19 protein-coding genes are annotated in these 26723 nt (G+C 56.2%); 11 read left to right on the forward strand and 8 right to left on the reverse strand.

Going from position 1 to position 26723, the window contains the following annotated elements; translation table 11 throughout:
• The first annotated feature begins 626 nt into the window (after window positions 1-626).
• The gene (locus tag ACF8AM_RS19025) at window positions 627-1046 is read left to right on the forward strand and encodes a hypothetical protein (RefSeq protein WP_392557165.1); all 420 of its coding nucleotides are present in this window, start codon (window positions 627-629) and stop codon (window positions 1044-1046) included.
• A 39-nt stretch (window positions 1047-1085) separates the two neighbouring features.
• Here the strand turns inward: ACF8AM_RS19025 and ACF8AM_RS19030 are convergent, their stop codons facing one another.
• Together ACF8AM_RS19030 and ACF8AM_RS19035 are read right to left on the reverse strand one after the other, a co-directional pair.
• Window positions 1086-2441 (reverse strand): DUF1552 domain-containing protein, encoded by a 1356-nt coding sequence (locus ACF8AM_RS19030; RefSeq protein WP_392557166.1) that lies wholly within the window; start codon window positions 2439-2441, stop codon window positions 1086-1088.
• Window positions 2438-4549, reverse strand: a complete 2112-nt coding sequence (locus ACF8AM_RS19035) for a DUF1592 domain-containing protein (RefSeq protein WP_392557167.1) — start codon at window positions 4547-4549, stop codon at window positions 2438-2440. The genes ACF8AM_RS19030 and ACF8AM_RS19035 overlap by 4 nt, the downstream gene beginning before the upstream one ends.
• A gap of 192 nt (window positions 4550-4741) precedes the next feature.
• On the opposite strand from ACF8AM_RS19035, the gene ACF8AM_RS19040 reads away from it, so the two are divergent.
• Entirely contained in the window at window positions 4742-5959 is a 1218-nt protein-coding gene (locus ACF8AM_RS19040) for a hypothetical protein (RefSeq protein WP_392557168.1), read from the forward strand.
• 67 nt (window positions 5960-6026) lie between these two features.
• On the opposite strand, the gene ACF8AM_RS19045 is transcribed toward ACF8AM_RS19040, so the two are convergent.
• Entirely contained in the window at window positions 6027-6749 is a 723-nt protein-coding gene (locus tag ACF8AM_RS19045) for a HEAT repeat domain-containing protein (protein ID WP_392557169.1), read from the reverse strand.
• A gap of 487 nt (window positions 6750-7236) precedes the next feature.
• Here ACF8AM_RS19045 and ACF8AM_RS19050 point away from each other — a divergent pair, with 487 nt between their 5' ends.
• Genes ACF8AM_RS19050 through ACF8AM_RS19060 form a run of 3 tightly spaced genes read left to right on the forward strand, consistent with a single transcriptional unit; the run spans window position 7237 to window position 12047 of the window.
• The gene (locus ACF8AM_RS19050) at window positions 7237-7947 is read left to right on the forward strand and encodes a hypothetical protein (RefSeq protein WP_392557170.1); all 711 of its coding nucleotides are present in this window, start codon (window positions 7237-7239) and stop codon (window positions 7945-7947) included.
• A 3-nt stretch (window positions 7948-7950) separates the two neighbouring features.
• Window positions 7951-9063 (forward strand): hypothetical protein, encoded by a 1113-nt coding sequence (locus tag ACF8AM_RS19055; RefSeq protein ID WP_392557171.1) that lies wholly within the window; start codon window positions 7951-7953, stop codon window positions 9061-9063.
• Window positions 9060-12047, forward strand: a complete 2988-nt coding sequence (locus ACF8AM_RS19060) for a GlcNAc transferase (RefSeq protein WP_392557172.1) — start codon at window positions 9060-9062, stop codon at window positions 12045-12047. The genes ACF8AM_RS19055 and ACF8AM_RS19060 overlap by 4 nt, the downstream gene beginning before the upstream one ends.
• 8 nt (window positions 12048-12055) lie before the next feature.
• Here ACF8AM_RS19060 and ACF8AM_RS19065 read toward each other — a convergent pair whose 3' ends face one another.
• From ACF8AM_RS19065 to ACF8AM_RS19075, 3 genes are read right to left on the reverse strand one after another with little or no spacing between them, the layout of a single operon-like run.
• The gene (locus ACF8AM_RS19065; protein ID WP_392557173.1) at window positions 12056-12676 is read right to left on the reverse strand and encodes a DUF937 domain-containing protein; all 621 of its coding nucleotides are present in this window, start codon (window positions 12674-12676) and stop codon (window positions 12056-12058) included.
• Window positions 12669-12944, reverse strand: coding sequence for a hypothetical protein (locus ACF8AM_RS19070; protein ID WP_392557174.1), 276 nt, complete (start codon window positions 12942-12944; stop codon window positions 12669-12671). Before ACF8AM_RS19070 ends, ACF8AM_RS19065 begins: the two co-directional genes overlap by 8 nt.
• 12 nt (window positions 12945-12956) lie before the next feature.
• Window positions 12957-13796: a purine-nucleoside phosphorylase gene (locus ACF8AM_RS19075; RefSeq protein ID WP_392557175.1), complete on the reverse strand. Its 840-nt coding sequence runs from the start codon at window positions 13794-13796 to the stop codon at window positions 12957-12959.
• Window positions 13797-13899: 103 nt separating this feature from the next.
• On the opposite strand from ACF8AM_RS19075, the gene ACF8AM_RS19080 reads away from it, so the two are divergent.
• Window positions 13900-16362, forward strand: coding sequence for an ATP-binding protein (locus tag ACF8AM_RS19080; protein WP_392557176.1), 2463 nt, complete (start codon window positions 13900-13902; stop codon window positions 16360-16362).
• Window positions 16363-16800: 438 nt separating this feature from the next.
• On the opposite strand, the gene ACF8AM_RS19085 is transcribed toward ACF8AM_RS19080, so the two are convergent.
• Entirely contained in the window at window positions 16801-17484 is a 684-nt protein-coding gene (locus ACF8AM_RS19085) for a glycine zipper domain-containing protein (protein ID WP_392557177.1), read from the reverse strand.
• 226 nt (window positions 17485-17710) lie between these two features.
• A complete protein-coding gene (locus tag ACF8AM_RS19090) occupies window positions 17711-18397 on the reverse strand; it encodes a DUF2293 domain-containing protein (RefSeq protein WP_392557178.1) in 687 nt (228 codons plus the stop codon).
• 291 nt (window positions 18398-18688) lie between these two features.
• On the opposite strand from ACF8AM_RS19090, the gene ACF8AM_RS19095 reads away from it, so the two are divergent.
• The 5 genes from ACF8AM_RS19095 to ACF8AM_RS19115 all read left to right on the forward strand — a co-directional run.
• The gene (locus ACF8AM_RS19095; RefSeq protein WP_392557179.1) at window positions 18689-20254 is read left to right on the forward strand and encodes a sulfatase; all 1566 of its coding nucleotides are present in this window, start codon (window positions 18689-18691) and stop codon (window positions 20252-20254) included.
• An 11-nt stretch (window positions 20255-20265) separates the two neighbouring features.
• Window positions 20266-21270, forward strand: coding sequence for an AAA family ATPase (locus ACF8AM_RS19100; protein ID WP_392557180.1), 1005 nt, complete (start codon window positions 20266-20268; stop codon window positions 21268-21270).
• 72 nt (window positions 21271-21342) lie between these two features.
• Window positions 21343-22062 (forward strand): zinc ribbon domain-containing protein, encoded by a 720-nt coding sequence (locus tag ACF8AM_RS19105; protein WP_392557181.1) that lies wholly within the window; start codon window positions 21343-21345, stop codon window positions 22060-22062.
• A gap of 157 nt (window positions 22063-22219) precedes the next feature.
• Window positions 22220-22879 (forward strand): dephospho-CoA kinase, encoded by a 660-nt coding sequence (coaE, locus tag ACF8AM_RS19110; RefSeq protein WP_392557182.1) that lies wholly within the window; start codon window positions 22220-22222, stop codon window positions 22877-22879.
• Between the two features lie 475 nt (window positions 22880-23354).
• On the forward strand, window positions 23355-26723 hold a 3369-nt coding region (locus tag ACF8AM_RS19115), incomplete at its 3' end, for a hypothetical protein (RefSeq protein WP_392557183.1).

Here is a 26723-nt window from a genome sequence, read left to right on the forward strand (position 1 = left end):
GGCGACCTCTTCGGGCAACGACTCCGCCTGCCCCACTCGCTCCGCCAATTCAGCCAAATTGTCGATCCGGCGACACGTTAGCCCCCCAGCGCGACAAAGTTCAATCAACCGCCGAATTTCTCCCCGCCCAGCGCCGCTCCCAGCCTTCGGGCTGGTAAAAATCCAGACCTCGCGAATTGTCCGTTTCGAGTCCACAGCGAGCACAGTCCGTTGAGTTTGGAAAGCAGGTGACAAAAGCAGAATGATGCTTGAGCGGGAAGTGTCAAATAATTTGCATCCACGTGATAGACGAAATCCGCGACGGGACCAGGAGAGACACCCAAAATTGACGTTGGATTCGCCATCCATTCACCAGAGCCTGTTCGCCAGTCACCAATTCGTTTGGCCTCGTTTTTTCGCTTTATCAGAAAAGACATCTCCCACAGACCACCTCCCGCAGGCCCAAACAGAGGCCAGTTGCACTCAAAAACGAGCTGATTCGTTTGCCCGCCCACTTTTTGCGACCTAGGCTTCGACGGATCCCAGAAACACATGCTTCCCGGGCTCCCATTCGCTTCGACTTCACTTTCTCGAGCAATCCTGTGCAACTGCTGCGTCGTTTTTGGGCCCCTGCGATCATCCTTCTCATGGTAGCAATCCATGCTGCCGTGATTGGCTACGTTCGCAGCCGTGTGGCTCGGCTGAGCAACATGCAAAGCTCAGCGATCGAGATTGGGCATCTACGATTTCAAAATCCCAACGTGCCCAACTGCACGTTCCAGTTTCAATTGCATGCCATCGTGGACCCGTCCCGCCGTTTTCGCGGCGAAGAGCGTTTGAAGCTGAACCAGCTTCCCATCACCGAAGCCGCCGAACAAATGCTACGACAGGTGGACGCTTCTTGGTTGAGCGACCCCGCACAAAAAGAAATTCGCGAACGATTGATGGACGTCGTCCTGCAACACCTGGATGAACCCCTGGTTCAACGTGTCGTGATCACCGATTGGTTGTGCTTGCCCAGTCAATCCGTCCCGATGGACAGCAGCTTCACGACCGCCTCGCTGTAAACGCGGTTCTGTCGCTCATCCACCGGTCGCAGCGAGTTTCTAAATGCGTTCTGCCATCAACGCGTCGATCATTCCGTTGCTGTCGGCAAAACGCGGCATCGGGACCCCCAACAAACGGGCTTGCGTCAGCCAAAGATTCGCCAATGGTGTTCCCTCGGGCATGTTGATGTGACGCCCGGACGCAACACGTTTTCCGCCGCCTCCAACGACGATTGGCAAGTCGTTGTATTGATGCGTTGATCCATCACCCAAGCCCGATCCATAGGTGAACAACGTGTTGTCAAGCAGCGTGGATCCGTCGGCCTGCTCGATCGCATCCATTTTTTCTAGCAGGTAAACGTACTGCTCCATGTGAAAGCGATCCACCTTCAGCAAATCATCGATCATTTTGGTTTGATTGTGAGACATCTGATGATGGCTGCGAGGTTGATCGAACAAGCTTTCGAACTTGAAGGGCGTGTCCCATCGTTCGGGTCCCACCATGAAGGTGGCCACATTGGTCAAACCGGTTTGCAACGCCACCACCATCAGGTCGCCCATCAAACGGATGTATTCCCCACGAGGCAAGTAGGCTTCGGGCGGCTCGTCCAACCGCACACGAGACAATTGCGACTTCATTTTTTCTAAGCGATCCATCTGAATTTCGATGGCACGGATCGAATCGAAGTACTCGGCAAACTTGTGACGGTCTTCGTATCCCAAGTGCATCTTTAAATCACGTGCGTCTTCCAATACCAAATCCGTCACGTCTCGGTAGCGATCGATTTCTTGAGTCGAAAACAACCGGTGATACATCTTGCGTGGGTCGCGAATCGATGGGGCCAAGTGCCCGGTGCCGTACCACGAGATGTTGTCAAAGTAGATCGACTCTTTGTTGTCGCGGTGACTGTTGCAACTGAATTCCAGGGTCGCAAAGGGCGTCTCCGTCCCGATATGATCTGCTACCAAATGATCCAGCGTTCGGTCGAGCGGCCATGCGGTTCCCTCCACGGTGTAAGGCACCGCACTGCTCAAGTAACACGAGGCGCACTGGGCATGCACGTCCGTGCCTTGCTGAAACGTGCGGTCCATCCCCGTGATGAGATTGACTTTGTGTTTGAACGGTTCCAGCGGTTCCAGTGTCGGCGTCAATCGATCCAGCGGATCGTCACTGGCGAACGGATTTTGCTTTCCCAAGGACTTCATCACGTTGCCGAGATTGCCTTTGGGAATCACATCGTCGGACTCCCCCGGGAAGAATCCGCGACGGACGACGCCAATGGGCACATAAAAGTGAGCCATTCGCATCGGCACACTGTCGGCCTTTCCCGCCATTGCAATGCTGGGCATCCAAGGCAGCGACAAAGACGCGCCGCCCAAACCACGAAGAAAACAACGTCGATTGGTTCGAATCATGGTCCTGGATTGCTCGCGACTTGCGGGAAGGATTTGGTTTGGAAGGGTTCGCTCAAGACAATTTGTCGAAGCAAGGTATGGATTCGGTACTCGTCCGTTGCGACGGTCGCCGCAATCTCATCCAGCGTGAGTCGATCCGATGCACTCAACGGCCTCGCCAACGCGAAAGTCAACAGGTGGCCTGCCAAGGCTTCGGTGAATCGATCTTTTTCCGCCAGCAACGCGTCCTTGAACTCGACCACGTTTTCAAATGGGTGTTTACGAAGCAACGTTCCCGCCATATCGACCTTTCGGCCATTCTCGTATTCATCTCGCCAACCACCGACGGGATTGAAGTTCTCGAGCGCGAATCCCAATGGGTCAATTTGCTCATGACAGCCTTTGCAGTCCGACCGCTTCCGGTGCATCGCAAGTCGTTCGCGAAGCGTCAAATGCTCCTCGCCTTCCGCGGGTTTTTCCCCCAAGGCAGGCACATCCGCAGGAGGCGGCTCGGGCGGGTTGTTGAAAACGACGCTTGCCAACCAAGCCCCTCGGGTAATCGGCTGCGTTCGTTCCGGTCCTGATGTCATCGTCATCACCGCGGCATTGGTGATCACACCGCCGGTGCGTCGATCTTGGATCGGCAACCGACGAAACCGGATGGCTTGCACGCCTCCACCGTTTCGTTTGGGATCAACCGCCAACTCGCCGTAAGCATTCTCAAGCAGGTCGGACCGATACGTGAAATCAGAATCGATCAATTGCGTGATCGGTTGGTTCTCAATCAACACGGTCTCAAACAACAACAATGGTTCCAGCATCATGTGCATGCTGTCCCGATACTTCAAAAAATAGAACTGCGGGAAATGCTCGCGGTTTGGCACCGATGAAATGATGCGTTCGAGTTGCAGCCACTGCGATGGAAAGCTGTCGCAGAATCGCTTGAGCTTGCGATCACGAATCATGCGTTCGAATTGCTCCGTCAAGACGTCCCTTTGATGCAGACGTCCTTCCGCGGCAAGATCCAACAACGCCTGATCAGGAAGGCTGCCCCACAGAAAGAATGACAAGCGAGACGCGAGCTCATAATCATCGACCTGCGAGACGGATTGCTTCTCATCCGAGGTGTCATACAAGTAGAGGAATCGCGGAGATGAGATCGCAGCCGCTGCGACCGCTTTCATGGCGGTTGGAAAGTCGGTTCCGCGTGCCAGCTTTCGCTGTACAAACTCGCAATAGCGATCCAATTGTGCGTCGCCGACCGGACGTCGAAACGCTCGTGTCAGAAATGAACTCAACCGTTTCCGCACCTCCAACTCGAGATCTGCCTCGGGTTGGGGTGCAACAAAGAACGATTCCCACATCCCGACATTCTTGGAATTGAAGTCGGGACTCTCGGTGATCGATTGCCCAAGCTTCAAAAATGATTCCATCAACAACGGCGACAACGACAAATGATCCGCTTGGTTGTCGTAGCCATGTTCGGCGCGCAGGTCCTGCGGAAACGCGGCGACGCCTGCCAAGCGAGACTCGATCATCTGCGACTTACCAAGCGGCCGACTGCCCGCATAGACTTCATCGGGCATCTTCCCCGAAGCCGGCTGAAAATAACCGCGATGTTCGCGAAGCATCCGTTCGGGCAATGTGAACACGATGCACTTCAAATCAAACAGATCCACCACCGCGTTGTTGTACTGAAACCGATTCATCCGCCGGATCGGAGTGTGCGGTGCTTGATTCGATACCGCGACGGCGGCACGCAACCTCGCCTGCAATTCAGCCAACAATTCCTGACGCATTTCGGTCGGCAACGCAGGCTCATCCTCCGGCGGCATTTCCTCCAAATCCAACACGTCGATCAGACTTTGCAATCGATCCAAATCGTCCGCCACGTTGCCTGCGTTGACCTCTGACAAAGCCACGTCGCCGGCCGGGTCCTCCCCACTGGCGTGACACTTCACGCAATGAGATTGCAAAACGGATTCCAGCGAAACAACCGGATTCGCCAAGGCGTCCGCAGCGGTCCCCTCAGGTTCGGAAGCAGGTGTCGATTCGACCGTCAAAATCGACCCAAACGTCAACGCAAGGATCGCAACGAATTCGATGCATCGCAGCGGAGCATTCCGCATGGCACAGAGTCTTCCACAAGGCAGGAAACGAGCGTGGGGGGAGGGCTCAACAGTGTACCAGAGGTTGTTGCCGGTGTTTTTCAAATTTTTGTTGAGGGGAAAAATCGCTCCACGACGCAGGAACCCCCGACCTCCCAATCTGGCGACGCACCGCCGGCAAAACCGAACCGCTCCTCCCAAGCGAGAAGACCAATGAAACCCGCCATCACTCTGACGATTTCGTTCCTGCTCGCTTTCGCGGCGAACGCGTTGAACGCCGCTTCGATCCCCAGCAACATGCCCGAAACGCGAGCCATCGACAGCGATCTGGCACGCATCGAGCGGGAATGCCTCGCGTTGCAAAATCGCCTCACTCAACTGCGTCAACAAGTCAAAACGGCTCGCGACGGTGTCAGTCATGCAATCGACGCGACCAAAGCCATCAAGGCCACCGACGAGCGTTTGATTACCCTGATCGACAATCTCAAGCCCTACACTTCGGTTCCCAAAGTTCGCACCTTCGCTCGGACGCTTCGCAAGAATCTGCAACGCATCCAGGACCAAATCCAAGCGTTGCGAAAGAAGACCGACAAAGCCGAAAAGGAAGTCCTGCGTCCCGCCAAAGACCGCCTGCGAAAACTGGAACAATCCATATTGGGCGGCGAAGCGAAACTGGCGAGCTACCGAAAAACCGTCTCAACCTGGCGACATGATCTGCAACGCAACGCGTCGCGTGCCCATTCCATCCCCGGCGGTGCAGTCGCGTTTGATGCGACCTCTCGACTGGCTCGGCCAACCGTTCGATCAATCACCAACGTTCTCTCAGAAACACGTCGGTCGGTCGATCGAGTGGGCAACAATCTGACGAAATGGAACACCCCCATCCGAGCTTTCATGACCATGGACGAATCGCTCAGTCACTTCGAAAAGAAACTCGCTCCCGCAGAAAAGACCGCTGCAAAATTGCAAAAGACGCTTGGCAAAAAACTCTCGATCAAAATCCCATTCTCGAAGAAGACCGTCACGTTCAGCATTCGCGACATTCTGGAGAAACCTGGCAAGGTGCTCGGCGTCGTCTTGAAGCCACTTGAAAAACTAGCCGACAAAGTGCTTCAACCTGTCCTGAAAGAACTGAAGCTGGAAATCAAAGCCCCCAGCGGCATCGCCAATCTAAACAGCGAACTCAATCGACTGCCTGCGATCGAAGCCTCGTTGCGACGCGAAGCCAACCAATTGCAGCAACAAATCACCGCGCGACTGCAACAAATCATCCAAAGCTGGAGTCGCATCCAACCTCGTCTGCCGCGGCATTTGACATCGCAACCTCAACCGCCGAAGCGACCGATCACACGAGAACGTCCGGGACAAAATCCCCCCGCCTCAAAGCCTGCACCGGTTCGCGAATTCCCGGCGATGTTCATCCAGCCCTGATGCAAATGACGTCCGCCTCCCGACAACATTCATGCTGCCTCGTCCCTTCTGGATCGAGGCAGCTTCTTTACTTCTTGGATCGGTTTTGCATGTACAGCGCATACTCTTCGATGGTGACGATCCCATCGTGATTGTGATCCGCGGCTACCGGACTCATCAGCATCGATTCCCACTCTTTCGCATCAAGCGACCGGGAACCGTCTCGGTCGTATCGGCCGATGATCCTCTCGGCGTACTCCAACATTTTTGGATTGATCTCCTTGAGCTTCTCGCTGAGTTCAGGTTGCGACTGTTTTGCTGCCACGCTTGCGAAATACTTCGACCACAGCAAAACCACTTCGCGACGAACCTCTTGATCACCCGATTTTGATTGGGCAGTCAGACGATCCTCATTCTCAACAACATCAAAATCCAACAACCCGCCAAGCTGCAAATGAAGCAGGGTCATCGGACCTGTCTCTTCCAGCCGATCCGCGAGCGCCGCATTTGCCTCACCCATATGACTTTTCAACACGTCGATGGCGGGTGACATCGATCGGTGATTCAGTGGCGCACGTCGCTCCGGGGTTTGACAACGCATCTCCAAGTAGTCAATTGCGGCATCAACCTTTCGCAGAGGCTTCAATTCGACTCGGTCTAACAATTGAATCGCAGTCAGACGAACCGTGAGATCGGAGGCGTCAAGACAATGTTCAACTGCATCCTTCAAACGATCTCCCTCATCCGGAATGTTTGCACACGCCTGAAGAGCGTTGATTCGAATCTCGGCGGAGGGATCGCTCACAGACATCTCAAACAATCGATCAACGATCTGTCCGGGGAACTCCGGGGCAGTTTTTGTCGCCGTTGACGAATCGGACGCAGGCTCTTGAAACGCGAAATTATCCGCTTGAACTCCCGCCGCCTGAGCAAAAAAAGCCATCATCAAAACGATTGAACTGCGATGGAAGAGCTTCCACATTTCGGAAATCCCGTTGAAGGCAATACGACAGTCGAACTCGATACAGTTTATCGCGTCCAGGGAAGGCAACGGCCGAGTGTCCCCGGGTTGTTACAAATTCTCTCGCGGAATTGACGTTTCCTCCCCTCGGCCTTTCCGCTTGGCGAAGCCCCGAAACGCCGGAATCCTTGTCTCCCAGTCCGATTGCTTCGCGGGAAATTTTGGTCCAATCGTTTCAGCGGAATCGAGGTCGCAAAACCCGGTTTGGGAGTTTCCCCCCTCATCAGCTAGAATGTTTCGGCGGTGCCAGCGTGGCGCTGCGGATCGACTGCAAACCTTGAATCACGATTCGTTGGACATTTTGGATGACGGCATGACGGGGAAAACCATTCACGAACTGCTGGATTTGCCCGAGCACGTCACTTCGCCACATGCGTACCAAGTCTTTGGGTTGAATCCGGGCGAATCCAATGCGGCTGCCATTCACGAAGCAATGGCACAGCGAATCAACCAATTGAAAGCGGCCAAAGCCAGCACGGCCCCCGAAACTTGGTCACTGGCCGCACAAGTTTTGCAAACCGCGCAGCGGACACTGACGGACCCCAAGAAGAAAGCCAAATTGGATGCTCGGTTCGGCATCGTGCCAATGGACGCGGCGGCTTCACCCAACGCGCCTTCTCCGACCCCGGCGACAGACTCGGCTGCTTCGGCCGCGTCGACGGCCCCGGTTGTGGACCCGTTGGCGGCGTTACTACCGACCACACCCTCTCCCAACGTGCCATCCTCAAACTCGGCGTCGCCGACACAGGCAACGCCACCAAACTCTGCTTCAACCGGTGCTCCCACCAGCGTCCCAGTGCCCGGCGCCCAGCCCGCGACCGCCGAAGTGGTGGACGCAACCGTTGTCGCTGCCACTGCTGCTGAAACGCAAACTGCCAACGCACCCGTCGTCGCCCCGACGAACGCATCGTCTGGATCGTCATCGGCACCGGACTTGGGCAACCTTCCGGCGATTCCTGCATCAACGTCTGCTGCCCCGGCGCCTTGAGTCGTGCAATCGCGATCGCCTTCTGCCGCGCGTGCCCGTCGTCGACAATCCTCGGGCGGTTGGCTGATGGGCGGGTTCCTCTTGCTTGGGTTTGTGATCGTCGGATTTCTGGCCGCTTTCTTCTTTTGGGGCCCTGGCGAAGTCCAGGTCGTTCGCAGCAACGACGGCATCACGATCCGCACCAAGAACGACAATGCAAACCGGCCCGGACAATCGCAATCCTCTGCCGTCGATCGCCCCGAACCGGATTCGCAAAACCCACCATCCAACGATGGAATCATGAAACAACCGGGGGCCGGGCAATCTGCCTCGGGGAACTCGGGAAATTCACTGGGCAATTTCATGTCCAACTCAGATTCCATGCCGGACACCTCTGCGATGCCGGGCGCGTCCTCGGGAATGAATTCTCCCCCCGCCAGCAACATTCCATCCGAACCCGACAACGGTGGCATGTCGCCGGCCACCCGACCGAACATGCAACCCGATGCGATGCAGCCCACCCCCAATCCGCCAGAGTCTGATCCCTCACCGCCAATGGACTCGCCGCGTTCGGAGGCGACCCCTGAAGAAATCAAGGCCGGCGAGGCGGCTCTCAGTGCCGCTGAAAACGCACTTCGTCAACTCGATTGGTCAACGATGAAATCCTTGGCGGAAACCGCCGAGAAATCGGCCGCCACAGACGAGCAAGCGACACGCGCGGAAACGGTTTACCAAATCGCCGACTTGGCAACTTATTACCGAGGCGGCGTTTCGCGAGCGATGGCGAATTTGAACGCCGGCAACGAGTTCAACGTGACCGACGCGATTACGTTGTTGGTGGTCGAAGCCAGCGCCAACCGATTGGTCGCTCGCCGAGGAGCACGCAACTACGCCTACACGCTCGACGAAGTGCCGTTCGTGGTCTCGCAAGCGTTGGCAGCCTTCCAATTACCAATGGAATCTGAAACCGGGCGAGCCGCTCAGGCCGTCTACGAATCGATCGCCGCCAAATCCACTCCCGAAGTCCGGGCCGATGCCGTGCAGATTTTGCGGTCGCTTCAAGACGTTGAGGGCGGTGATGCTCTTCGCATCGCGGATTGGATTGAAACCCGATACACCCCCACCACATCGCAGTGACCATCACCTTGATCAACAAGCCAGTGTTCGCGATCGTTGCCGCGATTCTGTTCTGCAACATGGTTTCCACTCAGATCGCCTGGAGCGTGGACCAAGAACAGACGCCGGATACACCCGTGCCGCAAACGGAATTGCTGGCTTCGTCAGAGTTTAATGATCGCGTTCAGACGACGCTGAAATGGTGGCGAGACCGCGATGAATGGCGAACCCAAGTGATCGAGGCCACTCGCCATTCCGATCCCGAAATCTCAGACCGTGCACGCTGGGTCCAATCGCAATGGCAGCGTGGAATTTTGGCAGACACTCCCAGCGAACTGGCAAGCGTCCTGGCGAAAGTCTCGCCCGCCGAAGCAATCGAAGTGTTGCTCGAAGCAGGTCGTTTTCGCGCCGCCACCGTGGCGATCGAAGAGAACGCAGGCACAATCGAATACGAAGCCATTCTGGCGAGAGTGTCCCTGGTCGTGGAATCCCGCTACCCGATCTACGCTCGCACGGCGATCTTGCAAGATTCGTTGCCCGACTTGATCGCGTTTCTCGACCTTGCTTCCGTGAACAAGAAAATCGCTTTGTGCCGCGATGATCTGATTCGGCGCCCGGGTGATTCGCCCAAGCTTCCTGCCGCCGCGAAAAACTGGCGAGCGGACCAACGCGCCGAAGCCTTGTGTGTGATGCACTTGCTGCGAGGAAACCACGCCGCCGCCGCAGAAATCGCTCAAGAGCACGATGAACTTTCTCTGCAAACGGCGACCGAAACGGACGAAACCGACGCGTCGCGGCACTCGCTCACTCGTGTCGTGCGAATGGTGGCCTCGGACTGGAACGCGATCGCGGAAGAATGTGCCGCGGAGGCCAAGCGACTCGAACAAACCTCACAGGAAGGTTCGCCGGCCAGCAAACTCAGCGCTCGCGACGAAGCCATTCGGCACTGGTCCGACACCTTGATCGCTGCGACCCGTTCCGGCAACGAATCACTTCGCCAACAATCCATCGATGCCCTGAAACGAGACAACACCGAGAGCCTGTCTCCAGCCTACGAAACTCTGCGTTGGCGAACGCTGCTGATCCACGGCGAAGTCGACTCCGCCATCGACATTCTGGCGAAAAACTCCCCTCGCGAAGCTTCCGCGATTGCGGTCAAAACCTCTCGTCACGTTCGCGGCTTGCAATTGCTCGGCTTCGACGCGGAACAACTCGATACACACTTGGAACAATGGCTCGATGAAGCCATCAAACAACAACGCAGCGTGCCGGAAAAGGAATTGTCATCCGGGTCAGGTGTTTCGCCTCAGGAACGAGTCCTGGACTGCCTCGCGTTGATGCGGGTGGCGATCGATGTGGGGCGGAAAGACATCGCCTACCGAATTGCCACACAACTTTCCGATTCGCGGTTGTATGTCAAAGCCAGACCAGCCAGCGAAACAGTGATGTCTCGACACTTTGTGATTGCGACATTGGCTGCAACCTCCCAAACCGATTTGATCTTCGAACTCGCGGCACCCGAGAAACCCAGCCTTCTGTCTCGGTTGTCACTGCGTCTGGTTTCGCGTGTCGTGGACCCGACCAACGAAGAATTGCTGTACTACCTCAATTGGTTCGTTTTTCACCATCGCCCCAACTGGTCCACTGAGAAATGTTTCATCACCGCTTGCGAAATCGCTCGCGCAGAACCTCAAGATGTGCGAAAACACCGAAATTGGATCGACCAAATCGGTGAACACCTTCGCTCCGGCGAATCCGAAAACGACCTGCAACGTCGCACGAAGGTTGACGAATACACGTTGTCCGAATCCGATGTCCCTTCGCCAGAGCAATGGAAACTCCTCTTCGAAGCACACGGACGCCTCGACTTCGTTCGTGCCATCACCCGTGACCAGGCCAACCGTGGCGACTTGCAGGCGAAACTGGAACTGCTCACCGATCGACATCACGATGCCTCTCACACTCCCACCCCGGAAGACTTGGAAGACATCTGGAATGAACTGACCAGTGAACCGCAAACGGTTCTCAAATCCGGTTTGCGAAGCGATGCGATGGTTGGGTTCGAAGTCGTCCTTCAACAGTTGCTCTTCGCTCAACGGGACGGAGACCAAACACTGGCTGACGAACTCCGCTCGCAACTGCAAGTCATGGCGGCATCCCCATCCACCGACATGCGACAACAAATGGCGGACACACTGGCAGACGCCGGCATGTGGGAGCTCGCCGAAGAACTTTATCAGTCACTGCTTTTAATCACTGCGTTCGAATCGGATGAAACACTCGCGATGATGGACATCGCTCGTGCGTACAACCGATTTGTATTTCGACGCACGACCAATGAACTGGTCGAGGAGGGCAACGCAGCGGAAGCAGAACTCGAACGTTTATCATCCAACATCATTGAAAAACGCCAAGACGCGGTCCGTTGGTACGACCTCAGTTTCGCAGGAACGTTGGCGGCCTCGGACTACCAAGAAATCAACTATGTGCTCCTGCCACAATTGATTCTTCGCAATCAACTCGAACTGATCCTTCAATCCGACCAGGAACAACTGAGCCCAAAGGAACAACAGGAAGTCGAACGCATCTTCCGCTTGCTACTCCGCTTTGAACCCATCGAAATTCACACCGCAGAATTGACACTGCCGCGAATCAAGCAGCTTGGGATGCTGGAATCCGCCGACGAATGGCTCAACCAAATCGTGGACACGGGGAAGCGTCACCTGCGTCAATTCCCGAACGACGCCACCACAGCCAATAACGTTGCCTGGTGTGCTGTCCGCAATCGTTCGCGACTGGACGACGCTCTTGAAATGTCTCGCCAAGCCGTTGCCATCGAACCCGACAGCGCGGTGTACCGAGACACGCTCGCTGAGATATTGGCTCAAAAGGGCGAGATCGATCAAGCGTTGCAGCTCGAACGAACTGGTCTGTTGGACGATCCCGGCCAGTGGCACTTGCACCTACAAATCGACCGCTTCGAGTCGATGAAAGAACCCAAGTGAGCTTTCGCTTACTTGCGACCGAAGAAGCGGCCCATGCCGAACTTGACGACATCCATCATGTCGAAGTCACCGTCGCCATCTTGGTCAAACATTCGACCCAGCATGCTTCCGCCGTCGGCCGACTGCTGCACCGAAGTTTTTTCCTGACGAAGCATTTCGCCCAAGCCATCGGGTGACAACCCTTTGGATTTTCGTTGCTGGCCCAAGACTCCCATCAGGACCGGTGCCAGCATCATCATCAACTTGGTGGACTGGCCCATCGACAGACCGCTGGCGGCACTCACCCCATGTTCAACGCGTTCCTTTTTGTTGCCCAGAATGTGATCCAAAATCGCACCGCCAGCAGTGGTTTTGGAGGTCACACCGGGTTGTTGCGTTGTGTCCTCCGGACCAAAAAAATTGCTCAAGTGATCCAGCACCGATCCGTCGTGATCACGCTCCAACGCATGATGCAATTGAGCCGTTTGAGACGGATTGTCGGCTTGGCGAGTCACCGCACCGAGCAAGGTTGGCAATGCCGCGCTAACCGCATTCCGAACCGCATCTTCATCCGCACCGAGTGATCGGCTCAGGCTTGAGATACGTTCGGGCGTCATTTGACGCCCGACTTGTTCCAACAACTCAGACATAAATTAATCCTAGAAATGGCAACGCGGTGAAGCACTTTTCACAACCCGAAGGCGTCAGCGAGGGAAAAACGATGTTGACTTCGCCTCGCTGACGCGTCGGGTTATGAAAAAACCAACTGACGCCTTCGGCGTTGTGAATCAATTGCTCAACACGGTCAATGAACGCTTCACAGCGTTGTCCCAAACGGGCTTTCGAAAAGAAGTGATGAGGTGTGAACGATTGTATCTTTCGCCGCACCAACTTGGCACCCGTCGCGCCTGGCCGCATGAAACGGATCGATCAGGCGATCCGAACTTCGCCGCACTCTTGAACGATGCCGCGAACGATGGTTCGCAGTTTTGGTTCGGCCGCATTTGCCGTCGCAATGATCTCAGACACATCAGCCGGTTTCAGTGCATCCGGCAGACACATGTCGGTGATCACGCTCAACCCAACGACCTTCAATCCCGCATGCACTGCGACGATCGTTTCGGGGACTGTGCTCATTCCTACGACATCCGCACCGATCTGACGCAAGTATCGATATTCAGCGCGTGTTTCGAGGCACGGTCCCGCGACTGCGACAAAGACACCTTTGTGAGGATAGATTTCGTTGCGACGAGCGATGGCCAATGTCTTGTCGATCCATTGTTGATCGTAAGGTTCACACATGTCGGGAAAGCGTGGGCCCAAGCGATCGTCGTTGATCCCGATCAATGGATTGCCGCCCATCAAGTTGATCTGGTCTTCGATGACCATGATGTCGCCATTGTTGAAATACGGATTCAGCCCCCCGCAGGCGTTGCTGACGACCAACAATTCGGCCCCCATCGCCTTGAAGACACGCACGGGCAAGGTGATGTCTTTCAGGTCGTAACCTTCATAAAAATGGAAGCGGCCTTCCATCGCCAGCACGGGCACGCCACCCATACGACCAATGATTAGCCGTCCTGCGTGGCTGGTCGCAGTCGACTTCAAAAAGTGTGGCACGTCCGCGTAATCCAACGCCGCTTCGACTTCAATGTCTTCCACCAAACCGCCCAGCCCCGTGCCCAAAATGATCCCGACTCGTGGCGTGTCGCGGGTGTGACGACGGATTTCTGTGCAGGCTTCTTCAATTTTATCGTGCAGATCGAGCATGGATCAGGTTGTGTTGGAGTGGCACCGATGATGGAAACTGCCGAACGTTGTATGTTACCAACCGCTCGGAATCCACTCGTCTGCTCGCAACACGATTCGTCGCATGTCTTCATCTTCTCCGTCTCAGACATCCGCCACACCTTCTCCCGATGTGTTCGAGAAACTGGCAACATTCTATCTAGGCCGCCAGTACGACATCGCGGGCGGGAAAACGCTCGATGATTTGCTGCTTTACGACGCCAAAGACCTGTGCACGCATGCGATGTGCGTCGGCATGACCGGCAGCGGCAAAACGGGCCTGTGCTTGTCGTTGCTGGAAGAAGCCGCGATCGATGGGATCCCCGCGATTTGCATCGATCCCAAAGGTGATTTGGCGAACCTGATGCTGGCCTTTCCGGAAATGAAGCCCGACGACTTCTTGCCTTGGCTGGAACAGGGCGAAGCGTCCCGCAAAGGCATGACGTTGGAAGAGTACGCCGCCCAAACAGCCAAAACGTGGAAGAACGGTCTGGCCTCGTGGGGACAATCCACTGACCGAGTTGCCAAATTCAAAGCCGCCGCCGACGTTGCGATTTACACGCCGGGCAGCAACACGGGAATTCCGCTGACCGTGCTGAAGAGCTTTGATGCTCCGCCACCGGAAGTTCTTTCCAACACCGACGCGATGCGAGAACGAGTCACCGGGGCCGCTTCCGGATTGCTGACGCTGCTGGGCATGGAAGCCGATCCGTTGCTTTCACGCGAACACATTTTGATCAGTTCAATCCTCGACCATTGCTGGCGAGACGGGCGCAGCGTCACGATCGGTGATTTGATCGGTTTGATTTCCGCTCCACCAATCACTCGGGTCGGAGTGCTCGATCTCGACACATTCATGCCACCGAGCGAAAGAGCCAAATTGGCGATGACGCTCAACAATTTGCTGGCCTCGCCCGCTTTCTCATCGTGGTTGGAAGGCGAATCGCTTTCGATCCCCGATTTGCTGCATACGAAAGAAGGCAAACCCAAACTGTCGATCCTTTCAATCGCGCACTTGGGCGATCAAGAACGGATGTTCTTCGTCACGATCCTGCTCAACGAAATCGTTTCCTGGATGCGAACTCAGAGCGGTACCAGTTCACTCCGCGCGATGCTGTACATGGACGAGGTCGCCGGTTACTTCCCGCCGGTGGCCAACCCGCCGTCCAAACCGCCGATGCTGACACTGCTCAAACAAGCCCGCGCGTTTGGCCTGGGCGTCACGCTCGCGACTCAGAACCCCGTCGACCTCGACTACAAAGGATTGTCCAACATTGGCACTTGGTTCCTCGGCCGCTTGCAAACCGAACGCGACAAGGCTCGAGTACTCGATGGGCTCGAAGGAGCCGCCGCTCAAACGGGCAAACCATTCAACAAAGCCGAGATGGAACAACTGCTTGCTTCCCTGGGCAGCCGCGTGTTCCTGATGAACAACGTTCACGACGATGGCCCGACGGTGTTCCAAACCCGTTGGGCGATGTCGTTCCTGGCCGGCCCATTGGCGCGCGATCAAATCTCGGCCTTGATGGCGGATCGCAAAGCCGAACTCGCAGCCGAACGAACCAGTGAACACGAATCGGTTGCCAACGAAGTCTCCTCGCCCAGCCGTCCAGTCTTGCCAACCGGAATTGGCGAAGCGTTTTTGGTTCCAACCCGATACCCCAACGGCGACGGACGCCGTGTGTATCGAGCAGCACTACTCGGTGAAGGCTCCATGCACTTCATTCGCAGCAGCGCCGGTGTGGACGAGTGGGTCGATGCCCGCCGAGTCCTGCGCTGCGGTAAAGGAGTCCCGGACGACGTGTGGGAATCCAGCGAACCGCTGAACGTCGACGCCGAGTGGGTGTCCGATCCCGAAGAAGGTTTCGACTTCACCGATCTGCCAGACGACCTTCGCGGCGCCAGCAAGCTGAAGTCCATTCAAAAGCAGTTGAAGGACTATCTCTACCGACATCATCCGATGAAGATCTTCAAAAGTCCCGCGTTGGGCGACTACGCTCCAGCTGGCGTCAGCGAGGTCGAAGCACGGCTGCATTTCCAACAGGCTGCTCGTGAAGAACGCGATCTGCAAACAGAAAAGCTGCGTGACAAATACGGGTCCAAGATGAAATCGCTCGAAGGTAAAATTCGAACGGCAGAGGAGCGAATCGCACGGGAAGAAGGGCAGTATGAATCCGCCAAAATGTCTTCCATCCTGTCCTTCGGCACCTCACTGATTGGTGCCTTCATGGGACGCAAACTCGCCAGCCGAACCAACGTCTCTAAAATGTCGACCGCAGCACGAGGAGCCACCCGAGCGGCTCAACAGCGCGGTGATGTGAAACGCGCCGAAGCGGCTCTTGAGCAACTGCACATTGACATGCAAGAACTCGAAGACGAACTGCGTCACGAGATCGATCAGCTCGGACAGGAATTCGACATTGAAAACCTGGAGCTCGAAACAGTCACCATCCCACCGCGAAAAAGCGACCTGAAGATCGGCAGCCCAGTCATCCTATGGACGCCCTGGCAAGTCGACTCCAGCGGCGAAGCGACCGCGTTGTTCTAAGCCCGGTGTTGTTTCTGGTGTGGCGTTTTGTTGGGTTCCCGCAACAACAACCTCTCCTGAAACGAAGTTTGGGGAGAGGTCAAGCGACGCCGTTCAGGCGTCCGCGAGGGTGAGGGTCGGGCATGGGAAGCGGCGCGATGTTGCTTCCTATCCGTGGAGTCGTGACAGATTCGCAAGCGGAATTGGCTGCGAACAAGGCTTGGCCATTGAAGGCTGCCCGACGGAACAGTTGAGGACAACTGTTCTACTCTGATGCTCTGCTTCTGCTTGATCCGCTCGACAATCTTTCCCGAAAAGAAGTTTGGGTCGAGCGAAGCGAGGGGAGGGCCGAGCATAGGATCGAGCACTGACGCATTCACGGCGGAGACCGCCGTGCTACAGGACGTGCTTGATCAGCAATGCTTAAAGCCTGCGACTGCTGCCGAAACAGCCTTCTGATCAGCGACCGTAGTGGATATGAAACCCGCTGCTACGGCCGTGACGTGGCGGCCCGTGGTACACAGGACGAGCACGATAAACCGGGGCCGGTTGCACGTACACGCGAGGCGAGGGCACATAAACCGGTGTTTCCACCACCGTGGTGGGTTGAACGACCACTTGGTCACCGACAGGAGCGTTCTGCATTGCCGAGATCACCACTTCGCTGACGCCTTGCTGGTGCAGCGAGATGATGTCTGACACGACGGGACGTCGTTGAACACCACGCGATGCAATTTGATTCAGCACCACGCCTTCGCTGACACCGCTGCGGCACATCGCGACGACATCGTTGAAAGAAACCGCTCCAGTCGAAACTGGCGCCGGGGTGTAAGAACGGGCCGTCTGTGAATAGGTGGTACGTCCGTAATACTGTTGCTGAGCCTGCAACTCTTTGTCTTTCGCGTTGCCAAGCAACCCACCGGCAACGGCTCCGACCGCACCACCAATGGCAGCTCCCGCCCCAGCTTCGTTGTTGTTGTCACCGATAATCGCGCCCGCAATTGCTCCGGTGATCCCACCCAAGGTTGCACCGCGCTGCGTATTGGCCTGGGCCATCGCACGTTCGGGGGTGAAGACGCCTGATGCCAGCACAGCAGCACCAGCGAGTATCAAACGAACGCCAAAGTTGAATTGGATTTTCATGTTCTATGCCACCTCAAACGGGGCAAACGAAGGGAACGCGAACGGAAAAGGCTGTTCGCCTTGGCTGTGATGGAAAGCGTCCATCGACCACCTACGCTTTTAGATCGGCAATCCCTTCAACAACAACGCCAATTTTTTGTATCCATCGCATGACCGTGTGTTCACGTCGTGAAACGGCGATGTGAAACCGCAGATTGCAATCTCGCAATCAAAGCCATGCTCAATCCTACCCTCGCAACGCCTTGGCCAGTGGACAGCCCACCATCGCGTTTTCCTCACCGGAGCGGTATTTCTGCAGCAACTCGCGAGATTTCGCCGCCAACTCGCGCCGGACTTCCCGCCGGCGGCCTTTGACGCGTTCGATTTTCATGTTGTCGTACGCCGTCGTTTGATGCCGCATCCAAGCGATCACGGCGGATTCGGCTCGACGTTCGATCGGGATCCGCTCGGTGCGGGCGACGGTGCCGCTGCCGACCGGTGTCGCGTGCTCGGTGACCGCCTTGGCGAGATGCTTGGCCACGGCGGAATACTCCGGTGCGAACTTCAAAAAATCGATCACTGCCTGGAAGAAATCCTCCACATACTCGCCCTGCTTTTCTTCCCGCCGTTTTTTCGCGGCGGCTTGCTTTTTGGCGTAAGAAGCCGTCGAGCGAGTCGCTTCCATCGATGCCTTTGCATCCGCTATCTGCTTCGCGTCCGCCCACAGCCCCTGTGAGAATTCTCGCCGGCCTTTCTTCTCTTTGACCGTCCAGGTCGGACCAGCGGCTTTGACTCGGCGAGTCACACCGGCATCTCCCGGCGGCAACAACTCCCAACCGCTCGGCACTTCACAGACCTCTCCCGTTGCCAAGCGAACCGTGCGTTCCTGCGGCCCCGGCGAACCGGTCAATGTTTCAGTGGATCGATCCGCCATCGTCGTCTTTGATTGGGGTGGTGACAGTGCTGCTACGAGCTCAATATCGGCAGCCGATCATCCGTGCCCCAGCCCAGTCATGGCACCTCAATTTCCGACAGAATCGTCATAGTCCCCACCCAAAGTGGCATCGGCTTCCTATCGCTGGATAAACACTGTCTGGCCCCCATGCCACTGGACAGCAGTTCCACCGGCACCACCGAGTGCCGGTGGATTGGGCTACAATGACGCACAGCCCAAACCTCGAACTGACTCAGATCCCCCACTTTGCTAGACATCTCGAACCGTCCAATGCTGCGATCCCATTGCCGCCTCACATCGCCCCCACGTTCTTTGTCGAACCAGGTAACAACAGCGGTGTTGTTGCTAGCAATGATCGCTTCGCTTGGCCCCCAAATAACGCTGTCCGCAGAAGAAAGCTCGTCAACAGAGTCACGCCCCAACGTGCTGTTGTTCTTAGTGGATGACTTGGGATGGGCCGACCTGGGATGCTACGGCAGCACCTATCACGAGACCCCCAACATCGACGCGTTGGCCGAATCAGGAACACGCTTCACCAACGCTTACGCCGCCTGCCCCGTGTGCTCTCCCACGCGAGCCAGCATCATGACGGGACGCCACCCAGTTCGCGTCGACATCACCGACTGGATCCCCGGCATGTCGACCGATCGAGCCCAGAACCCTCGTTTCCAACATGTCGACGACCGAGAGAACTTGGCACTGGAGGAAGTCACTCTGGCGGAACATCTGAGAGATACCGCGGACTACCAAACCTTCTTCTTGGGCAAGTGGCACCTCGGCGATGTCGGGCACCTGCCCACCGACCAAGGATTTCAAGTCAATATCGGTGGCGGCCACAAAGGCTCGCCTCCCGGCGGTTATTACTCGCCGTGGAAAAACCCGTATCTGAAGGCCAAGCAAGACGGTGAATACCTGACGACACGTCTGACCGACGAAGCGGTCTCGCTGATCGACACCGCGTCCCGTGAAGACGAACCGTTCTTCATGATGATGAGTTACTACAACGTTCACTCACCGATCACGCCTGACAAGCGAACGATCGATCACTTTCAAGAGAAGCAAACGAACACGCCGGAACTGCAAGGCGACACTCCGACAATTGCGGAACGCGACGCGGTCACGCGAGGCCGCCAAGACAACCCGGCTTACGCATCGATGGTGAAGGCCGTCGACACCAGCGTCGGTCGAATCATGAATGCGTTGAAAGAACACGGCGTCGATGACAACACATTGGTCGTGTTCTTTTCCGACAACGGTGGCCTGTCGACGCTTCGCAAGATTGGCCCGACCTGCAACTCGCCCCTGCGAGCCGGCAAGGGGTGGCTGTACGAAGGCGGTATCCGAGAACCGCTGCTGGTCCGCCTGCCAAAATCAATTTCAGACACGACGACGAACCAAGCCAGTTCGCACCACCCCAAGGTCATCGACACAATCGCGTGCAGCACGGATTTGTTCCCAACCATTCTCGATGTGGTCGGGTTGCCACTTCAACCGAATTTGCATGCCGATGGCATCAGCCTGTTGCCCGCGGTCATTGGCGAAGCTACCGACACGGATGCGTCCCCTCGTGAATTGCACTGGCACTACCCTCACTACCATGGTTCGCTGTGGCGTCCTGGTGCCGCAATTCGCCGCGGCCACTACAAATTGATCGAGTTCTACGAATCCGACACCGCAGAACTGTATGATCTATCGGTCGACATGGGCGAAACCAACGACCTGTCGAAAACCGAGCCCGAACGTTTCGCTGAGCTTCGCGAAGCACTTCGCAAATGGCAAACTGAAATGGGAGCCAAGATGCCCGTTCCCAATCCGACCTTCCAACCTTTGAACTGACACACAAGCTTATGAGCACCACCGTCGATGCGATGCGAGCCGACGCGGAACAGTTTCGCCAGCGATACGTCGCGATCCGGGAAATGATCGGTCGTGTGATCGTGGGTCACGATGACATCGTCAGCGGGGTTTTGACATCGATGCTGTGCGGTGGCCACTGCTTGCTCGAAGGCGTTCCGGGACTCGGCAAAACGATGCTGGTCCGGACCTTGGCCGAGGTCTTGGACCTGCAGTTCAATCGCATTCAGTTCACTCCGGACCTGATGCCCGCCGACATCCTGGGCACCAACATGGTCGTAGAAGATGAATCCGGCCGCCGCAAATTTGAGTTTCAAAAAGGCCCGGTCTTCACCCAGATCTTGCTCGCCGACGAAATCAACCGAGCGACGCCCAAGACGCAATCGGCCATGCTGGAAACCATGCAAGAAGGCACCGTGACCGCGGGTGGGCATCGCTACACGCTGGACCAACCGTTCTTTGTCTTGGCCACGCAAAACCCCATCGAGCAAGAAGGCACGTACCCGCTTCCCGAAGCGCAGATGGACCGGTTCCTGTTCAAATTGGTTGTCGGCTACAGCAACCGAGATGAGCTGGCAACAATCGTCGACCGAACCACGCGAGGCGAACGACCAGAGATCGAAAAAGTCATGGACGGCGAAGAAATCCAACGCTGGCAAAAATTGGTCCGCGAAGTCATTCTCGCTCCGCACGTTCAGGATTACCTGGTGCGACTGACCATGGCGACTCACCCCGATGGCCAGTACAGCGTGCCAATCACCAACGAATACGTTCGCTGGGGCAGCAGTCCGCGCGGTGCCCAAACCCTCGCTTTGACCGCGAAAGTCCAGGCTTTGTTGGACGGACGTTTCAATGTTTCCTTCGAAGACATCCGGCGAATGTTCCTGCCCGCAATGCGGCACCGGGTGCTGCTGAACTTCGAAGCCCAAGCCGAGGGCATCGACACCGACCAGGTTTTGCTGGAAATTCTAGAGAAGGTCCCCGAAAAGGGCGATTGATCAGCATTCGCTTCCGCCGCACAATCCCCCCTCACTTTTCAATTCCATTCTTCAACTCCTGCATGCTGCCTGATGGCTTCGCCCTCCTCGACGATTAAATTTTCCAGCGTTCTGTTGCGAACGTTGCACAACACTTTGCAGCAACGCACCGATTTGGAGGGCCAACTGCGACGCGGCCCGCTTCAGATCAAGGCTGTCCAGTCGATGGTCGACGAAGCTCAAGCGAACGTGAATGCAGCCGAAGAAACACTTAAAAAGACCCGCATGACAGCGGACGAGAAGCAATTGCAATTGCAGACCCGCGAAGCTCATGTGAAGAATCTTCAGAGCAAACTGAACTCGGCCGCCTCCAACAAAGAGTTCTCGCTGCTGAAAGATCAAATCGCTGCGGACGAACAAGCCAACAGTGTGCAAAGCGACGAAATCCTGGAAGTGCTCGAACGAATCGACACCTGTGAGACTGACCTCAAACGAGCCAATCAGAAACTGGAGCAAGCCAAAAAGGACCAAGCCAAACGAGTCGAAGACATCGAAGAGCGACTCGAACAAGTTCGTCAAGATCTCGCACGTATCAACGAACAATTGGCCAAACACGAAGCCGATATTCCCGCTGCCGTCAAAGCCGATTACCGACGTTTGGTCGATGCTCGAGGCGAGGAGGCGATGGCCCCGGTCGAACAAGATTCGTGCGGAGGTTGCTACCAAACGCTGACCACGCAAGTCCTCAGCCAAGTGATGTTGTCGACACTGACGCATTGCCCCAACTGCAACGCGTTCCTGTACCAAGCCTAATCGGCAGGGGCCTAATCGGCTGTCAAAGTTAAAAGTGAGGGTTGATCGTAGTGGACGAGGCGACGAGCCTTTGGTTTTGACGCCAGTTTCGGACTCGTCGCCTCATCCACACCCCCTAAAAACAAGTCGTGGCAGACCACTGGTGGATGGTGGTTTCATGAGCGGTGACCAGATGAGCAGGAAAACGACCAACGGTTCGCATCCGGCATCCCCGACACCAATCATTGGCATCATCGGTCCACCGTGCAGCGGCAAATCCACCGTCGCTCGTCACCTGGAATCGCTGGGCGGCGTTTGGCTGAACGCAGATGAGATCGCGAAAAATCAACTTCATCAACTCGACGTCATCGCGGAATTGAAATCGCTGCTTGGCGATTCAATCCAAATGCCCGACGGCTCTCTTTCGCGAAAGCGATTGGCCGATCTGGTGTTTGGAGAAGACGATGACTCACTCGCCCGGCTTCGCCAACTTGAAAGCGTTCTTCACCCACGAACGAGAGCGATTTTGCACTCACAAATTGCCGCGGCAAAAAAAGACGGGCAACCGTTTGTGATCCTCGACGTTCCGCTGCTCTTGGAAAGCGGTTACCGAAACACATGCGACGAAGTCTGGTGCCTGCAGGTCGATCCCGAACGCCACCTCGAATTGCTTCGCTCTCGTGGTTGGAACCAAGCCGAACTCGAACGACGAAATGCTCGTCAATGGTCATGGGAACGCAAACAATCCGCCAGCACGCGAGTGCTTGCCAACAACGGCACCGAAGATGACCTGCGGCATCTCGTGGAATCCGAATTGGCGTCCGCCCTCGAGTCCTAGTGATTGGGACGCAATCGCTCGAGTTTTGCCACCCGAATCTGCCGGGGCTTCTTTCGCAATCAGCGTCTTCGGAACGATTCAACCTTCGCTCCCCCGAATGACCCTGAACACAGAACAGCATTCTTTCGCGACGTGCCCACCCCACAAAGAGACCCATCGCACCACTAAACAGAAACAGCGTGGAACGACACCACACTAAACATTCAACAAACGGCCAAATCAACAGACTTCCCCTCTCATTCGCAGTCGGATCGGGTCAATCCAAACGAATCCTGTCCGATTCAAATTTGGCCGGTATTTGCTAAGCTTCCACCCACCCAAGCTTGCGGTTGGTACCAAAGTTTTTCATGTGACCGTCGTCACTGGCGAATCGATTGGTACTCAATGCATCCTCTGATCCTTCGCATCATGGCGCATTGCCAACGAGTTTGGACGAGCCGTCCCCTAAATCCATGTTCGAACCGGAGAACTCCTCATGGCCTTGCTGCGAGAACCTACAGAACTTCAACGCGCCTTGAGCTGGGACCGGATGCTTGCCGCCGCTCCAGAACAAAGACAACGGCTACAAAACTATCTCTCGTTCCAGTTGGCGCTCGCTGGCTTGATGCCTCCGGGCGAAGAGGACCAGGAGCGTCCCGACGCGGCTTTCCCTCGCGAAATGCTCGACAGTTTTCGTGAACGCAACGCGATCCTTCGCCAACACCAACCACCGATCGATCAACGCATTGAATCGTTTTTGGCGAGTTACTTCGCGGATGAAGTCGGCAACGAACCGCTGACGCTGCCCACTCGTTCATTGAACCTCGACCGCCACGGCATGGCTCGCGAATTGAGTTTGCCGCTGGGTGGCAATTGCTTCGAAAACGATCAGGTCAAATCGTACCGCTGCTTCAACGGTGTCCTGAACAACCCCCGATCCGATCGCCGGACAACGGCTGGCACCTTCCACGTGGTCGAAGGCGGGCTGTCCATTCCCGGTGACAAACGCGTCGTCCCCAAGAACGTGTTTGTGAACCTGTTCCGCGCTGCGATGCAACCGCCTGCGGCTGATATGGAATTGCCATACACCCACAACTCAGCGCACCCGGCTGAGTCATGGGTTTCGCTGATGTTGAGACCATTGGTTGCTCCAGGTGTTCCTGGTTACTGCGAATCCAAGTCCATGGAAACGCGTTTCTTTGTTCCCGGGAATTACGTCAGCAACTTGGACTTCGTCGAGTCCATCTTTGGCAACGCTGGCGACCCCTTGATCGCTGCTTGCGACGCCGGGTTGGACGCCAAACACTGGAGTGGCCACACCGGATGCGTGATCCTGGCAACGCACCTGACTCAACTGACGAAAAAAGAACTCGGCCTGCCGCACCACCACGACGCGACCGAGCGTAAACGACGCGACCGGATGTGCTGGCAATCCGAAGATGAACTCTACAACGACGGCGGTGCATTCAAGATCACCGTTCGAAACAGCGAAGGGGTGATCGTCACGCTGATTGCGGACAACTATTACGGTTACTGCAAAAAAGAAGTCAAAACGCAACTCAGTTACGCTGCCAACTTGATGGGCAACGCCGAGGAAGAACACTCGGGAGGTGCGATCGCGTTTGCGTCGTATTCACTCGGAGATGAATTCCAGGTCAACAGTCGCCTGTACAACGGCCAAACGTTTGCGGACGTGGCCAAGCTCTACAGCGATTTCATCGATGTTCAGCCAGAAGGCTATGGCATCGACCGCAATCACCCAAGTGTGATCTACATCCCAGAAGACGCCCTGGCAACGCTTCGCGAACGTTGCATTCGATGGACCGATGCGGCTGGCAAACAACAGTCCATCCCTTTGTCGCCAGAAGAAATCTACATCGCGCCAAGCGGTTACAAGATCCAACTTCAGAAACACCCTTCGGCACCGAGTTGGCGATTGGTCGGCACCGTCGGCGAAGGCGTGTTCTGCCACAAACCCTGCACGGTCAGCGGCGGCGGCAAAAGCGAAATCAGCAAGAGCCTTCGGGATTACATGCTGTATGGACCGATCTTTGTCAAAGATCACGACGTCGACTTTCAACTCGTCGATGAGATCTTCGCTAAGGATTACGGCACGCGTTGGTCCGATTCCTACACCGGTCGCACGGACTACAGCGAACGCCCCAGCCGCAAAGTGCTCGATCCCAATCGGTCACTCGGCAGCGTGATCAAACTGCTCACGCCCAGCCCCGAGTACAACGACGAATACAACGCCTGGCTGAAGAGCATCCCCGAGCACGTTTACGCTCTGGCATTGATCATCAAACGTTTCACATCACCAGGCATGAGCGCTGATTGGCGAGAAACATTTGGCGTCGACATCGTGAACGGATCGCCAGGACACGAATTGAAAATGGGCAGCCGCCCGCTGGTCGGTACCTACCTGCGTGTTGGTCTGGAAAACTCTCAGTGGCGGACATTCAAACTGCGGCAGGACTTCATCGCGTCGTCCAAAGTTCAACGCGAAGACGACATCTCCGCCAGCATCGTGGTGCCTGCGGGCAGCATCGGTGACGTCGGTTCCGCCGTCGCGGAAGCCACCAGCTACAAGTTCGTCGAAAACTGCGAATACCGATTGTTCCAACGTCCCGACGATGCAATTCATCGCGGACTGGACAAACAAACCGAAGCTGACTTGGCACAACCTGGCAACTTCATCAGCAACTTCGAACCGCTGACCAGCCAACAAGCTCGCGACATCATGCGAGACGCCATCGAGTTCGACAAATTCACTGGTCCGATGGAAGACGTTCTGCATACCGCCGCCGAATCCGAAAACGGCTATGTGGTCAGCACCGCCAATCCGCGTTTGGTGGACGGCAAACCAACGAAGAACCCACGCTATTTGCAAGATCGCCCTGACATGGCGTACCCTCGCGAAACGTATGTGGCGATGCGAGGCATTCAGCTGCACCGCAAATTGGGAACAGACAACGCCGTGCTGACTCCGGTCGGTGCCGTGCTCTCCGGCCGCCGCAATAATCCGCCTGAACCGGAAGCTGGAATTCGTTCCTTGGCGGTTTACTCACCGCTTCACTACCAGGAACTTCCTGAACTGGTGATGGACTACGTCTGCTCGCTGACCGGAAAAAGCCCCAGCACGACTGGTGCGGGCAGCGAAGGCGCGTTGACCAAGGGCCCATTCAACGCTCTGCATCCAGCAGTCGATCTGAACGCAGTGATCGTGTCGATGATCCTCACAGACTTGGGTGGATTCAGCACTCCCGCCGGTCACATCGGTCCCGACCTGGAAATCGGACACGATATCTCGCTGTTGATTCCCGAAGTGTGGTGCCGCATGACCGCAGAAGAACGCGACCCACGCACCATGATCGAAAATGGGATGTTGGAAAAGATCGAAGACTTCGATCAAGACGGCAAGAAGATTCCCGCCAGCCGACTCGGCTATCGGATCACCGATAAATTCGTTCGGATCTACTTGGCTCGGGTCTTCGACAACCCATCGAAGGTCTTCCCAGAACCGATTTTGCGTCCTGAAAAACAAGACCAAGATTCGTTTGCCGATGGCGTGCTGCAAATCGCAGAAGCCCAGGCTCGGGTAGCTCAAAACTACTTTGAAGACTCCGGTTACGAACTGGCTTGCCCGCCTCTTCGCGCCGCCCTGGACATCATGGTGCACGGCGAACACAACGGCAAAACGATCGATGATCCCGAGGTCCGCCAACTCTTCACTCGCGAATCCTTGATGAGCAGTTCAACTCACCGATGGAGCTTTCATCGCCAATCAAGCCAATGGCGTCGCACAACGAAACCGCGAGCGCCACCGCTTCCCCCAAAACCGCTTGGACTTGCTCCACCTCGGTCC

This window comes from Rhodopirellula sp. JB055, assembly GCF_043100905.1.
GTDB lineage: Bacteria > Planctomycetota > Planctomycetia > Pirellulales > Pirellulaceae > Rhodopirellula.

Bases quoted from the DNA above. Each gene is read 5' to 3' on its own strand.
- ACF8AM_RS19025 (WP_392557165.1), top strand. From the start codon at position 627: ATGGTAGCAATCCATGCTGCCGTGATTGGCTACGTTCGCAGCCGTGTG.
- ACF8AM_RS19030 (WP_392557166.1), bottom strand. From the start codon at position 2,441: ATGATTCGAACCAATCGACGTTGTTTTCTTCGTGGTTTGGGCGGCGCG.
- ACF8AM_RS19035 (WP_392557167.1), bottom strand. From the start codon at position 4,549: ATGCGGAATGCTCCGCTGCGATGCATCGAATTCGTTGCGATCCTTGCG.
- ACF8AM_RS19040 (WP_392557168.1), top strand. From the start codon at position 4,742: ATGAAACCCGCCATCACTCTGACGATTTCGTTCCTGCTCGCTTTCGCG.
- ACF8AM_RS19045 (WP_392557169.1), bottom strand. From the start codon at position 6,749: ATGTCTGTGAGCGATCCCTCCGCCGAGATTCGAATCAACGCTCTTCAG.
- ACF8AM_RS19065 (WP_392557173.1), bottom strand. From the start codon at position 12,676: ATGTCTGAGTTGTTGGAACAAGTCGGGCGTCAAATGACGCCCGAACGT.
- ACF8AM_RS19070 (WP_392557174.1), bottom strand. From the start codon at position 12,944: ATGCGGCCAGGCGCGACGGGTGCCAAGTTGGTGCGGCGAAAGATACAA.
- ACF8AM_RS19075 (WP_392557175.1), bottom strand. From the start codon at position 13,796: ATGCTCGATCTGCACGATAAAATTGAAGAAGCCTGCACAGAAATCCGT.
- ACF8AM_RS19080 (WP_392557176.1), top strand. From the start codon at position 13,900: ATGTCTTCATCTTCTCCGTCTCAGACATCCGCCACACCTTCTCCCGAT.
- ACF8AM_RS19085 (WP_392557177.1), bottom strand. From the start codon at position 17,484: ATGAAAATCCAATTCAACTTTGGCGTTCGTTTGATACTCGCTGGTGCT.
- ACF8AM_RS19090 (WP_392557178.1), bottom strand. From the start codon at position 18,397: ATGGCGGATCGATCCACTGAAACATTGACCGGTTCGCCGGGGCCGCAG.
- ACF8AM_RS19095 (WP_392557179.1), top strand. From the start codon at position 18,689: ATGCTGCGATCCCATTGCCGCCTCACATCGCCCCCACGTTCTTTGTCG.
- ACF8AM_RS19100 (WP_392557180.1), top strand. From the start codon at position 20,266: ATGAGCACCACCGTCGATGCGATGCGAGCCGACGCGGAACAGTTTCGC.
- ACF8AM_RS19105 (WP_392557181.1), top strand. From the start codon at position 21,343: ATGGCTTCGCCCTCCTCGACGATTAAATTTTCCAGCGTTCTGTTGCGA.
- coaE (WP_392557182.1), top strand. From the start codon at position 22,220: ATGAGCGGTGACCAGATGAGCAGGAAAACGACCAACGGTTCGCATCCG.